The organism is Microbacterium galbinum (assembly GCF_023091225.1).
Classification (GTDB): domain Bacteria; phylum Actinomycetota; class Actinomycetes; order Actinomycetales; family Microbacteriaceae; genus Microbacterium; species Microbacterium galbinum.
In genome coordinates, this window is sequence record NZ_JAHWXM010000001.1 from 1,225,136 (window position 1) to 1,237,493 (window position 12,358).

The window sequence follows — 12,358 nt, forward strand, 5'->3', positions numbered from 1 at the left end:
CTTTCGAGACTACGACGAGAATCCGGGCGGATGCCGGTGGGCGCGCGCGGCGCGGGAGAGACGATATCGTCTCATCCGGAGGTTCACCCGAATGACAACTGCCCCGTCCCCCGCACCCACCGCCGCTGAGCCGAAGAACGCCCTGGATCGTTTCTTCGAGATCACCAAGCGCGGTTCCACCTTCGGCACCGAGATCCGAGGTGGCCTGGTGACGTTCGTCACGATGGCGTACATCGTGATCCTCAACCCGATCATCCTCGGAACGCCCGACGTCGACGGCGTCGTGCTGTCCAGCTCTGCGGTCGCCGCCGCCACCGCGCTCACCGCCGGTGTGATGACGATCCTGTTCGGCGTGATCACGCGACTGCCGTTCGCGTTCGCCGCCGGACTCGGCATCAACGCCTTCATCGCCTTCTCGGTCGTCGGCTCGGTGACCTGGCCCGAAGCCATGGCGCTCGTCATGATCAACGGTGTCATCATCGTGCTGCTCGCCGCGACCGGCCTGCGCAAGATGATCTTCGACGCCGTTCCCGTGCAGCTCAAGCTCGCGATCACGGTCGGCATCGGCCTCTTCATCGCCTTCATCGGCTTCGTGAACGCCGGTTTCGTGACGGCGACCGGCAACGCCTCGCCGCCCGTCGACCTCGGCATCGGCGGCTCCGTAGCCTCCATCCCGACCCTGCTCTTCGTCGTCACGCTGCTCATCGGCGGCGTGCTGACCGCGCTGCGCGTCAAGGGTGCGATCCTCATCGCCCTCGTCGGCGGCACCGTGCTCGGCGGCATCGTCAACCTGATCTGGCCGTTCGGCCTCGACTTCGGCTTCACCGGCTCGATCGTGGGCCTGCCCGACCTCAGCCTGGTCGGCCAGGTCGACTTCGGCTTCGACCTGCAGAAGGTCAGCATCGTCGCCCTCGTGATGTTCGTGTTCACGCTGCTGTTCTCGAACTTCTTCGACGCCATGGGCACCATGACGGGCCTCGCGAAGGAGGCCGACCTCGCCGACGAGAAGGGCGACTTCCCGCGCATCAAGTCCGCGCTCGTCGTCGAGGGCATCGGCGCGATCGCCGGTGGTGGCACCTCGTCGTCGTCGGCGACGGTCTTCGTCGAGTCGGGCGCCGGCATCGGCGAGGGCGCACGCACCGGATTCGCCACGCTCATCACGGGTGCGATGTTCCTGGTCGCGATGTTCTTCACCCCGCTGACCTCGCTCGTGCCCGGCGCCGTCGCGGCCGCCGCACTCGTGCTCGTCGGTGCGATGATGCTCGCTCAGATCAAGAACATCGATCTCAGCGACTTCCGCGTGCTGCTGCCGGTCTTCCTCACCGCCACGGTCATGCCGATGACCTACTCGATCGCCAACGGCATCGGCGCCGGCTTCATCAGCTGGATCGTCGTGAACGCCTTCTCCGGTCGCGCCAAGACGATCCACCCGCTGCTCTGGGTGGTCGGCGCGGGCTTCGTGATCTTCTTCGCCCGCGGGCCGATCGAAGCACTGTTCGGCATCGGCATCTGAGAGCGAGTCGACGGAGGGGCGGATGCTGCGGCATCCGCCCCTCTTTCGTGTCCGGAAGTCCCGTAGCGCGGGCCATCGCGCGGTGGTAGACCGGGATCCATGGATGCCGACGCGCAGCGGTACGTCACCGACGGCGGTCTCGAGACCGACCTGATCTTCCATCACGGCATCGATCTGCCGGAGTTCGCGGCCTTCGTGCTGCTCGACTCTCGCCGCGGACGGCGCCTGCTCCGGGAGTACTATCGCGCCTACGGCGACATCGCCCGCGCGAACGGCGCGGGCCTGCGCCTCGAATCGGCGACGTGGCGTGCGAGCGCCGACTGGGGTGCGCGGCTCGGATACGACGCGACGGCACTCGATCGGATCAACCGCGAGGCGGTGTCCCTGATGCGCGCGGTCGCGGAGGACTACGCCGACCTGCCCGATGTACGCCTGGTGGGAATGCTCGGCCCCCGAGGCGATGGGTACCGCCCCGGGACGTGGGATCCGACGACCGGAGCCGACGATGCGCTGACCTATCACCGTCCGCAGGTGCAGTCCTTGACCGCGGCGGGCGTCGACATCATCGCGGCGTACACGCTCTCCGACGCGGCCGAGGCGATCGGGATCGTGCGGGCGGCACGCGACGAGGGCATCCCCGTCGAGATCTCGTTCACCGTGGAGACGGACGGCCGCCTCGCGACGGGGAGCACGCTCGCCGAAACGATCGATCTGGTCGACGCGGGCTCACCCGCCGACGGCTATCTCCTCAACTGCGCGCATCCCGACCACTTCGCGCACGCCCTCGACGCGGCGACGGTGCCGAGGATCGTCGGACTCCGCCCCAATGCGTCGCGTCGGTCGCACGCAGAACTCGACGAGTCCGAGACCATCGACGAGGGCGACCCGGCAGACCTGGCGATCGCCGTGGCCGCCCTGGCCGAGCGGATGCCGTCGGTCCGGGTGATCGGCGGATGCTGCGGCACCGACGCCCGGCACGTCGCCCTCATGTGGGACGCCCTGGTCGAACACTGACGGGGCTCCCCGGGCATGAAAGAAGGCCCCGGGGTGGAGCCCGGGGCCTTCTCCTACAGCTTAGCGCTTAGAGCGACTCGACGATCGCGCGCATCAGGTCGGCGGTCTCGGACGGCGTCTTGCCGACCTTGACCCCGGCGGCCTCGAGGGCCTCCTTCTTGGCCTGAGCGGTTCCGGCCGAACCGGAGACGATCGCACCGGCGTGACCCATGGTCTTGCCCTCGGGAGCAGTGAAGCCCGCGACGTAGCCGACGACCGGCTTGGTGACGTGCGCCTTGATGTACTCGGCCGCACGCTCCTCGGCGTCGCCGCCGATCTCGCCGATCATGACGATGGCCTTCGTCTCGGGGTCGGCCTCGAACGCGGCGAGCGCGTCGATGTGCGTCGTGCCGATGACCGGGTCTCCGCCGATGCCGATGGCGGTCGAGAAGCCCAGGTCGCGCAGCTCGAACATCATCTGGTAGGTCAGGGTGCCCGACTTCGACACGAGGCCGATCGGTCCCTTGCCCGTGATGTTCGCGGGCGTGATGCCGACGAGCGCCTCGCCGGGGGTGATGATGCCGGGGCAGTTCGGCCCGATGATGCGGGTCTTGTTGCCCTTGCTCTGGGCGTAGGCCCAGGCCTCGGCGGAGTCACCGACGGGCACGCCCTCGGTGATCACGACGAGCAGCGGGATCTCGGCGTCGATGGCCTCGACCATCGCGCTCTTCGTGAAGGCGCCCGGCACGAAGGCGATCGACACGTCGGCGCCGGTCTCCTTCATCGCCTCGGCGACCGAGGCGAAGACGGGCAGCTCGACGGCGTTGCCGTCCTTGTCGGTGTGCGAGACCGTGGTGCCGGCCTTGCGGGCGTTGACGCCACCGACGACCTGCGTACCGGCCTTGAGCATGAGCGCCGTGTGCTTGGTGCCCTCGCCGCCGGTGATGCCCTGGACGATGACCTTGGAGTCCTTGTTGAGGTAGATCGACATTCTTCTAGTCCTTCAGTCTCAAGCGTTGGCGAGCTCGGCGGCCTTGTCGGCGCCCTCGTCCATGGTGGCGGCCAGGGTCACGAGCGGGTGCGCGTACTCGGCGAGGATCGCGCGACCCTCGTCGACGCGGTTGCCGTCGAGGCGCACGACGAGCGGCTTGGATGCCGTGGCACCCAGCGTCTCGAGCGCGCCCTTGATGCCGTTGGCGACGGCGTCGCACGCCGTGATGCCGCCGAACACGTTGACGAAGACGCTCTTGACCTGCGGGTCGCCGAGGATGACGTCGAGGCCGGCGGCCATGACCTCGGCCGAGGCGCCGCCGCCGATGTCGAGGAAGTTGGCGGGCTTGACGCCGTTGTGGTTCTCACCGGCGTAGGCGACGACGTCGAGCGTCGACATGACGAGTCCCGCGCCGTTGCCGATGATGCCGACCTCGCCGTCGAGCTTCACGTAGTTGAGACCCGATGCCTTGGCCTTGGCCTCGAGCGGGTCGGCGGCATCCTTGTCTTCCAGAGCCTCGTGCTCGGGGTGACGGATCTCCGACGCGTTGTCGTCGAGGGTGACCTTGCCGTCGAGCGCGATGATGTCGCCCTCTTCGGTGCGCACGAGCGGGTTGACCTCGACGAGCGTCGCGTCCTCGCCCTTGTAGACGTCGAAGAGCTTCACGAAGACGTCGGAGACCTTCTCGACGAGGTCCTCGGGGAAGTTCGCGGCGCGCGCGATCTCGACGGCCTTCTCCTTGTCGATACCCGTGAGCGGGTTCACCTCGACGCGGGCGAGGGCCTCGGGGCGCTCGACGGCGAGCTCTTCGATCTCCATGCCGCCCTCGACCGAGCAGAGGCTCAGGTAGGAGCGGTTGGCGCGGTCGAGCAGCACGGAGAAGTAGAACTCCTCGGCGATGCGGGCGCCCTGGGCGACCATGACGCGCTTGACGATGTGGCCCTTGATGTCGAGGCCGAGGATGGCCTTGGCCGCCTCGTAGGCCTCGTCGGGGGTCTTGGCGACCTTGACGCCGCCGGCCTTGCCACGACCACCGGTCTTGACCTGCGCCTTGACGACGACGACGCCGCCGATCTTCTCCGCGGCTGCCTTCACCTCCTCGGGGGTGTCGGCGACGATGCCGGCGAGAACCGGCACTCCGTACTTCTCGAAAACGTCTCGTGCCTGGTACTCGTACAGATCCACTGTGGTTCCTTCACTGGGCTGCTGTCTGGTAATTCTCTCGATGTCGAGACATCGACCAGTCCCCCAGCCTACTACCTCGGACTGGACGCTCCTGCGGGCCCGGATGCTCCGCCGGGGGCCGCCCGCGTCACACCATCCGCATGCTCGACAGCGCGAGGTCTAGGCTCGTGCCATGCACGAATCCGCTGAACTGCGCACCGGCGTCGTGGCCGCTGCCCTCGAGCTCTTCGACACGCAGGGCTTCGATCAGACCTCGGTCGAGCAGATCGCGAAGGCGGCCGGCGTCTCGCGATCCACCTTCTTCCGCCAGTTCGGCGGTAAGGAGGACGTCGTCTTCGCCGACCACGAGGCACTGCTGGAGCGCCTGCGGGTGTTCCTCGCCGAGGGACACGACGATCCGTGGGGCGCGGTGTGCGCGGCATCCGAGTCGGTCTTCTCGCACTTCGCCCACGACCCCGAGCTCGCCCGCCGCCGCTATCGGATCGTGCGCGAGGTCCCGGTGCTGCGCGAGCGCGAGATCATCACGGTGTTCCGCTACGAGCGCCTGTTCGACGAGTACCTGCGCGGGGCCCTCCCCGGCGTCGACCCGCTCGACGCGGTCGGCTTCGCTGCCCTGGTGACCGCGGTGCACAACCACGTGCTGCGCCAGCTGCTGCGCGGCACGAAGAAGGTGCCTCTCGCGACCCTGCAGGCGGCACTGGCGGACGTGCGCCGTCGCTACGGCGTGCCGGCGGATGCCACGGCGAGCGCTCCCGACGATGTCGTCGTCGCCGTGTTCCCGCGGTCGATGCCGGTCGCCGAGGTCACGCGGCGCCTGCGCTCGCAGCTCGACTGAGCGCTCTGCGGCGGGTCCCTCGGGCAGGGTTCCGCTTTCGCGCTCCCGGAGTCGTGGAACTCAGTTTCGAGGAGTACGATACCTGGTGCCACGAAGGAGCCCCATGAGCATCGATTCCTCCCCCCTGCCCGGCGAGCGCGTCTCGTCGTACGACGTCACGGGACGGCAGGGCAGCGACTACTACGCCGTGTTCGCCGACATCCCGGATGCCGATCGTGCCGCCTGGGAACGCGCGCAGGCGTACGTCAACGAGGTCGCCCCGCAGATGGCCGACGCCTGGGACCGGGCCGAGTACCCGCTGACCGCCGCTCGCCGCCTGGGCGAGATGGATCTGGTCGTCGACGGCGTCGAGCACCCCGCTCTCACGCGTCTCTCCCCTCTCGCCGCCGGACTGGTCAACATGGAGGTCTCGCGAGGCGACGGCTCCCTCGGCACGATCCTCGCGGTGCAGGGCGGTCTCGCCCTGCGCACCCTCGCGCTGTTCGGCTCGCCCGCGCAGCAGGAGAAATGGCTGACGGCCCTCGCCGACGCGAGCGTGCTGGGGTCCTTCGCCCTCACCGAGCCCGACCACGGGTCGGACTCGGTCTCACTCGAGACGGTCGCGCGCCGCGACGGCGACGCCTGGGTCATCAGCGGCACGAAGAAGTGGATCGGCAACGGGGCATCCGGCGGGATCACCTTCGTCTGGGCGCGCGTCGACGACGAATCCGCCGACGAGCACGGCGCCGTGCGCTGCTTCCTCGTCGAGCAGGACACCCCCGGATACACCGGCACCGTCATCCGCGGAAAGGCGTCGCTGCGTGCGATCCACCAGGCGCACATCCGCCTGGACGACGTGCGCGTTCCCCTCGACGCCGTGCTCCCCGGAACGCACAGCTTCAAGGATGCGTCGGTCGTGCTCTACGCGACCCGCTCCGGCGTCGCCTGGTCGGCACTCGGCCACGCCACCGCCTGCTACGAGGCCGCCCTGGCGTACGCGACCCAGCGCGTGCAGTTCGGCAAGCCGCTCGCGAAGTTCCAGATGGTGCAGGAGCGCCTCACCCACATGCTCGAGGACCTCACCGCGATGCAGCTCTACTGCCGCCGGATGGCCGACCTCGAGACGGCGGGCGCGTTGCGTCCGACGCAGGCGTCGCTCGCGAAGTTCCACAACACCCGCGCCGCACGCCGCATCGCCTCGACCGCCCGCGACCTGCTCGGGGGCAACGGCATCCTGCTCGAGAACGGCGTGATGCAGCACCTCGCCGACATCGAGGCGATCCACACCTACGAGGGCACGGAGAGCGTGCAGGCGCTGCTTCTCGGGCGCGACATCACCGGGATGAGCGCGTTCGCCTGACGGTGGAGGACGGATGCCGGCGAGCGGCGCTCAGTCGCAGCCGCAGCCGCCCGACGGCGTCTTGACCATGAAGCACACGTCGCACACACCGTAGTCGCGCTCGGTCACCGGCTTCGGCGCCTTCTCGCGCGGCACCGACGGCGTGCGCGGGGTCGAGGAACGCTTCGCCGCACGCGCGGGGACGGAGGGCGCGTACTCGCTTGGGTGGGTGACGTAGAAGTACGGCGCACGCCCCTCGCTGGGCTGCAAGCGCAGCGGGGTGGAGCCGACGACGATCGTCTCGTCCTCGGCGAACCCGTTCGTGTAGGTGCGCCCGATGTGGAGCGAGGCGTGGTCGCCGCGGCGCAGGGCCTCGATATAGCGGCCGCGGTCGATGAACGAGGTCACACCCACGGCGTCGACGATCGCACCGATGAACTCGTGGTTCACCGGGTCGATGCGGTGCGCGCGCAGCGCCTCCGCGAGGGAGCGGTAGGGACGGGAGGTGCCGGTCGGGGTCGGGCCCTGTACTTCGTTCATCCTTTCCAGGATCGCACGATCCCGGGGCCGTCTCGACCGCTTCCGCTCCCCGGCCCCGGCGCAGGCCGTGCAAGACTGGCGGCATGGTGCGGGCGACGATCATCGGCAGCGGGCCCAACGGCCTGGCGAGCGCGGTGTCGCTCGCCAGGGCGGGGTACGAGGTGCGGGTGCTCGAGGCATCGGACACGATCGGTGGCGGCGTGCGCACGACCGACGGCATCCTTCCCGACTTCCGCCACGACGTCTGCTCCGCCGTGCACCCGGCGGCACTCGCCTCGCCGTTCTTCCGTGCCTTCGGCCTCGCCGACCGCATCGACTGGATCCGTCCCGACATCTCCTACGCCCATCCGCTCGACGGAGGCAGGGCGGCGATCGCCTGGCGCGACATCGAGAAGACGTCCGCCGCCCTCGGGGCCGACCGTGATGCATGGCTCGCCCGACTGCGGCCGCTGAGCGAGCACATCGACGGGGTCGTCGACTTCACCGGCCATCAGATCCCGCGCTGGCCGCACGAGCCGCTCACCGCCGCGCGTTACGCCCTGCGGATGCTCGACCAGGGCACACCGCTCGCCTCGCGCGCCTTCCGCACCCCGGAGGCGGCGGCCCTGATCACGGGTGTGCTCGCGCACGCCAATACGCCCGTTCCCTCGCTCCCCGGCGCGGCGGCCGGGCTTCTGCTCGCCGCCCTCGGTCACGCGCAGGGCTGGATGTATCCGCGCGGGGGCGCCCAGCGGATCGCCGACGCGCTGGTCGCCGACCTCGAGGCGCACGGCGGTCGCGTCGAGACGGGGCTGCACGTGCGCGACCTCGGCATCCTCGACTGGGGCGATCCCGCGCGCGGCGACCTGCTCCTGCTGAACACCTCGCCGCGTCTCGCCCTGACCCACCCCGGACTCCCCGCCGGGTACGCTCGCGCTCTCTCCCGCTACCGGTACGGACCGGCCGCGGCGAAGGTCGACTTCGAGCTCGACGGACCGGTGCCCTGGGCGAACGCCGACGTGGCGCAGTCGCCGACCGTGCACCTCGGCGGCACCCGTGAGGAGGTGCGGGCGAGTGAGAACGCCGTCGCCCGCGGGCGGGTGAGCGAGCGCCCGTACGTGCTCGCGGTCCAGCCCTCCGTCTTCGACGCCACCCGCGCACCCGAGGGCAAGGCCGTGTTATGGACCTACATCCACGTTCCCCTCGACTCGGACCTCGACGCGACCGAGCTGATCACGCGTCAGGTCGAGCGCTTCGCCCCGGGGTTCCGAGACCGCATCCTCGCGCACCGCTCGGTGCCGGCATCCGCACGCGAGGCCGTCAACCCGGCCGAGATCCAGGGCGACGTGCTCGGCGGGGCGTTCACGATGCGCCAGGCGCTGCAGCGGCCGACGCTCTCCGCGGCCCCGTGGCGCACGCCGATGCCCGGCGTCTATCTCGCCTCGGCCGCGACCCCGCCCGGGCCCGGCGTCAACGGCATGTCGGGATGGCTCGCCGCCCGCACGGCCCTCGCCGATGCCGGCGAGCCGCACGAGCTCGGCGACCTCTTCCCCTGACACCCGTTCCCCGTGAGGGGTCAGGACTCGCCGCGCCTCGCGGCGCCGGCGCGGCATGTCGTGACTCCTCGCGTCCCCTTCCGCCGCGCGCACGTGCTCGCCAGGATGGAGGCATGCGCTACGACATCCCCGCCCCGATGCTCGCGAAGGCCGCGGCGACCGTGCCCGATCCGGCGAAGACGCCCGGCGGCCTGCTCTTCGAACCCAAGTGGGACGGGTTCCGCGGCCTCATCGCGTGGGACGGCGAGACCGTCGAGATCGGATCCCGCGGAGCCAAGCCGCTCACACGATACTTCCCGGAACTCGTGGAGGCGATCCCGGAGCTGCTCCCCCGCCCGTGCCTGCTCGACGGCGAGATCGTCGTCGCGACCGGCGCGGACGGAGAGCAGCGTCTCGACTGGGAAGCGCTCAGCCAGCGCATCCACCCCGCAGCCTCCCGCGTGGCGCGCCTTGCCGCCGAGACACCGGCGATGTTCATCGCGTTCGACCTGCTCGCGGAGGGCGACGACGACCTGCTCGACCGGCCGTTCTCGGAGCGCCGGGCTCGCCTGGAGTCGCTTCTGGCGGACGTGGCGCATCCCGTGCACATCACCCGTACGACGCGTGATCACGATGCGGCGGTGCGCTGGCTCGCGGAGTTCGAGGGCGCCGGGCTCGACGGGGTCGTCGCGAAGCCGCTCGACCAGCCCTACGCCCCCGGCAAGCGCACGCTGATCAAGGTCAAGCACGCCCGCACGGCCGACGTCGTGGCGCTCGGATACCGCATCCACAAGTCCGGCGCGGGAGTCGGCTCGCTCCTCGTCGGCCTCTACGACGAGGACGGAACGCTGCGCCAGGTGGGCGGCGTCGCCGCGTGGAGCGACGCGCGCCGCCGCGACCTCGTCGAGGAGCTCGCGCCCCTGGTCGAGCGCGACGAAGCCGGAGACGCCGTCACCGGCGAGGGCGAACGATCGCGCTTCACCGGATCGAAGGACGTCTCCTTCGTGCGCCTGCGTCCGGAGCGCGTCCTCGAGGTGCGCTACGACCAGCTCGAGGGTGCGCGCTTCCGCCATACCGTGCAGTTCGAACGCTGGCGTCCCGATCGCGACGCGCGCTCGTGCACCTACGCGCAGCTCGACTCGGTCGCGGGATACGACCTCGCCGACGTGATCGGTTGACTCAGTCCTTCGCGGCAGGCTCCCCGTCGGCGTCCCAGTGCGCCGCCACCTTCTTGCTGGGCTGCACGCGCGGCGGCTCCCCCGGCATCTTGGGGAACTCGGGTGGGAACGACAGCTCGCCCAAGCCGTCTTCGACGTCGCGCTCCCACCAGGCGAGAAGGGTGTCGATGCGTCCGGGCTTCTGCTGCTTGTCGGCCCACGGGTCGCCGATCTCGTCGAGGCGCTGCGGAACACTGCGCACCGTGAACCTCGTCGGATCGAGGCCGTCCAGCTCGTCCCAGTGCACCGGGGTCGACACGGTCGCACCCGGCAGGGCACGCGGACTGTAGGCGCCCGCCATCGTTCGATCACGGTTGGCCTGATTGAAGTCGATGAAGGTGCGCTCTCCGCGCTCCTCCTTCCACCAGCTCATCGTGACCCGATCGGGCATCCGGCGTTCGAGTTCGCGCCCCGCGGCGATGACCGCGTGTCGCACGTCGAGGAACTCGTGGGTGGGTTCGATCGGCGCGAACACGTGCAGACCGCGATTGCCGCTCGTCTTCGCGAACGCCTCGAGGCCCGCCTCGCTCAGCACCTCCCGCAGGCCGTGGGCGGCGGTGACGGCATCCGCGAAGTCCGTGCCCGGTTGCGGATCGAGATCGATGCGCAGTTCGACGGGGTTGTCGGGGGCACTCGCGAGCGACGCCCACGGGTGGAACACGATCGTGTTCATCTGCACGGCCCACACGATCGCCGACGGTCGGTTCAACACGATCTGCGGATGCCGCCGCCCGCTGTTGTAGGTCACCGTCACGGCGTCGACGTAGTCGGGAGTGCCCTTCGGCGGATTCTTCGAGAAGAAGCCCTCGCTCCCCACGCCGTCACGGAACCGCTCGAGCGATACCGGTCGGTCGCCGTTCGACGCGAGGAAGGGATCGGCGACCCGCTGCACGTAGTCGGCCAGCTCGGCCTTGGTGATCCCGACCTCCGGCCACACGACCCGGTTGGGGCTGGAGAGCACGACCTCGCGCTCCCCCTCGGGGTCGGACACGGTCACGGGCACACGTTCGGAGGCCATGCAACGACCCTAGAGCGCGGCTGTCGCCCGCGGAAGGGCGCGCCGCAGCAGGGCCCCTCCGTCGTGTGGTGTCAGTCCTCGGTCGCGGGGGCGAGTTCGAGCACGCGCGTGAGGGCATCGCGTTCGACGATGAGGGTGGGACCTGCCGGATCGATCACGACGCCCGCCATCTCGGTGTGCCCCGCGAGCACCTTCGCGAGCTGCGCGGGCTCGAAGGGCAGCGGTCGGTCGCCGCGGCCGAGGGCGATGACCTCGAGCGGGTGCGAGAACAGCTGGAGGAAGCGCTTGCCGTCGGTCGTCTGCGCCTCGGCGATGCCCACCTGGCCGTCGGCGCCACCGTCGTTCACGGCCACCCACATGCGCGTCTCGGCGAGCGCCTCGCCCGCACGGGTCGCGGAGTCCTGCTCGCGCGGGGCCGCGACGATGGCCTTGACCGTCATCTCGGCATCGGCCTGCTCGAGCGTCTTCTGCAGCAGCTCGGTCGGGAACACCACCCGGTGCGGCGCGGAGGCGTTGTCGATGATGAGGCCCGCGAAGTCGCCGGCGACGACCTGCTGCATGACGGAGGTCGAGGGCTGCGCCACGGCCGATGTCGAGGAGGGGTCGGCTTCGAGCTTCACCGAGTCGCGCACGGCGGCGGCCGAACTGAAGGCCAGCATGAACTGGCGCTCCTCGTCGCGCACGACGGCGACGGCGAGGGGCTTGCCCTCGGCGATCTGCGCACGGGCATCGCCGTTCACGCGGATGAAGAGGTGTCCCTGCAGCGCCTGCCGCATGACGCCGAGCAGCTGCTCGTTGCTCGCGCCCTTCTCGACCTGCTTCAGGGCCTCGCGCAGCAGCACGTTGTCCTTCATGCCGGGAACGGACTCGGTCTGCTCGGGCGGCGACGCGGCGGCGAGAGGCAGACGCGGCTCGGCGGCGGGAGCGGCGGGGGCGGCGGGGGCCGTAGGCGCGGTCTGCACGGCCGGAGCCGGCTTCGCGTCGGGGTCGGGCAGCGAGACCTCGGGACCCGCCTCCGCTCCGACGCCGCGGAAAGCCTGCACCGAGATGCCGATTGACGGAGCGGCGGGGGCTTCCTCCGCCGCGGCGACCGGAGCCTCATCCGCCGGCGTCTCGACCGCCTCGGCGGCGTCGGGTGCGGAGGTGACGGCGTCGTCAGCGGACTTCTTGCGGCGGGAGAAGAGGGCCATATGAGCCAGCCTAACCCTCCGCGGCTCCGCCCTCGGCGGCAGTG

11 protein-coding genes are annotated in these 12,358 nt (G+C 70.3%); 6 read left to right on the top strand and 5 right to left on the bottom strand.

Annotated features, from left to right (window positions below; translation table 11 throughout):
* Window positions 1-91: 91 nt before the first annotated feature.
* Together KZC52_RS05970 and KZC52_RS05975 are read left to right on the top strand one after the other, a co-directional pair.
* Entirely contained in the window at window positions 92-1,513 is a 1,422-nt protein-coding gene (locus tag KZC52_RS05970; protein ID WP_247623136.1) for an NCS2 family permease, read from the top strand.
* A 99-nt stretch (window positions 1,514-1,612) separates the two neighbouring features.
* Entirely contained in the window at window positions 1,613-2,527 is a 915-nt protein-coding gene (locus KZC52_RS05975) for a homocysteine S-methyltransferase family protein (protein ID WP_247623137.1), read from the top strand.
* 67 nt (window positions 2,528-2,594) lie between these two features.
* Here KZC52_RS05975 and sucD read toward each other — a convergent pair whose 3' ends face one another.
* Together sucD and sucC are read right to left on the bottom strand one after the other, a co-directional pair.
* A complete protein-coding gene (gene sucD, locus KZC52_RS05980) occupies window positions 2,595-3,497 on the bottom strand; it encodes a succinate--CoA ligase subunit alpha (protein WP_247623138.1) in 903 nt (300 codons plus the stop codon).
* A gap of 18 nt (window positions 3,498-3,515) precedes the next feature.
* Window positions 3,516-4,682 (bottom strand): ADP-forming succinate--CoA ligase subunit beta, encoded by a 1,167-nt coding sequence (gene sucC / locus KZC52_RS05985; protein ID WP_247623139.1) that lies wholly within the window; start codon window positions 4,680-4,682, stop codon window positions 3,516-3,518.
* A gap of 172 nt (window positions 4,683-4,854) precedes the next feature.
* On the opposite strand from sucC, the gene KZC52_RS05990 reads away from it, so the two are divergent.
* Together KZC52_RS05990 and KZC52_RS05995 are read left to right on the top strand one after the other, a co-directional pair.
* On the top strand, window positions 4,855-5,517 hold the full coding sequence (locus tag KZC52_RS05990) for a TetR/AcrR family transcriptional regulator (protein ID WP_247623140.1): 663 nt from the start codon (window positions 4,855-4,857) through the stop codon (window positions 5,515-5,517).
* Window positions 5,518-5,620: 103 nt separating this feature from the next.
* A complete protein-coding gene (locus tag KZC52_RS05995; protein WP_247623141.1) occupies window positions 5,621-6,856 on the top strand; it encodes an acyl-CoA dehydrogenase family protein in 1,236 nt (411 codons plus the stop codon).
* Between the two features lie 30 nt (window positions 6,857-6,886).
* On the opposite strand, the gene KZC52_RS06000 is transcribed toward KZC52_RS05995, so the two are convergent.
* Window positions 6,887-7,375, bottom strand: coding sequence for a hypothetical protein (locus KZC52_RS06000; RefSeq protein WP_247623142.1), 489 nt, complete (start codon window positions 7,373-7,375; stop codon window positions 6,887-6,889).
* Window positions 7,376-7,458: 83 nt separating this feature from the next.
* On the opposite strand from KZC52_RS06000, the gene KZC52_RS06005 reads away from it, so the two are divergent.
* Together KZC52_RS06005 and KZC52_RS06010 are read left to right on the top strand one after the other, a co-directional pair.
* Complete coding sequence (locus KZC52_RS06005) at window positions 7,459-8,910, top strand: phytoene desaturase family protein (RefSeq protein WP_247623143.1); 1,452 nt, start codon at window positions 7,459-7,461, stop codon at window positions 8,908-8,910.
* Between the two features lie 113 nt (window positions 8,911-9,023).
* Entirely contained in the window at window positions 9,024-10,067 is a 1,044-nt protein-coding gene (locus KZC52_RS06010) for an ATP-dependent DNA ligase (protein ID WP_247623144.1), read from the top strand.
* Between the two features lies 1 nt (window position 10,068).
* On the opposite strand, the gene ligD is transcribed toward KZC52_RS06010, so the two are convergent.
* Both ligD and KZC52_RS06020 read right to left on the bottom strand, forming a co-directional pair.
* A complete protein-coding gene (ligD, locus tag KZC52_RS06015; protein ID WP_247623145.1) occupies window positions 10,069-11,124 on the bottom strand; it encodes a non-homologous end-joining DNA ligase in 1,056 nt (351 codons plus the stop codon).
* Window positions 11,125-11,195: 71 nt separating this feature from the next.
* On the bottom strand, window positions 11,196-12,314 hold the full coding sequence (locus tag KZC52_RS06020) for an SseB family protein (protein ID WP_247623146.1): 1,119 nt from the start codon (window positions 12,312-12,314) through the stop codon (window positions 11,196-11,198).
* Window positions 12,315-12,358 lie beyond the last annotated feature (44 nt).

Coding starts and splice junctions, on each gene's coding strand:
- sucD (WP_247623138.1), bottom strand. CDS start 3,497: ATGTCGATCTACCTCAACAAGGACTCCAAGGTCATCGTCCAGGGCATC.
- ligD (WP_247623145.1), bottom strand. CDS start 11,124: ATGGCCTCCGAACGTGTGCCCGTGACCGTGTCCGACCCCGAGGGGGAG.
- KZC52_RS05975 (WP_247623137.1), top strand. CDS start 1,613: ATGGATGCCGACGCGCAGCGGTACGTCACCGACGGCGGTCTCGAGACC.
- KZC52_RS06020 (WP_247623146.1), bottom strand. CDS start 12,314: ATGGCCCTCTTCTCCCGCCGCAAGAAGTCCGCTGACGACGCCGTCACC.
- KZC52_RS06000 (WP_247623142.1), bottom strand. CDS start 7,375: ATGAACGAAGTACAGGGCCCGACCCCGACCGGCACCTCCCGTCCCTAC.
- KZC52_RS06010 (WP_247623144.1), top strand. CDS start 9,024: ATGCGCTACGACATCCCCGCCCCGATGCTCGCGAAGGCCGCGGCGACC.
- KZC52_RS06005 (WP_247623143.1), top strand. CDS start 7,459: ATGGTGCGGGCGACGATCATCGGCAGCGGGCCCAACGGCCTGGCGAGC.
- KZC52_RS05995 (WP_247623141.1), top strand. CDS start 5,621: ATGAGCATCGATTCCTCCCCCCTGCCCGGCGAGCGCGTCTCGTCGTAC.
- KZC52_RS05970 (WP_247623136.1), top strand. CDS start 92: ATGACAACTGCCCCGTCCCCCGCACCCACCGCCGCTGAGCCGAAGAAC.
- KZC52_RS05990 (WP_247623140.1), top strand. CDS start 4,855: ATGCACGAATCCGCTGAACTGCGCACCGGCGTCGTGGCCGCTGCCCTC.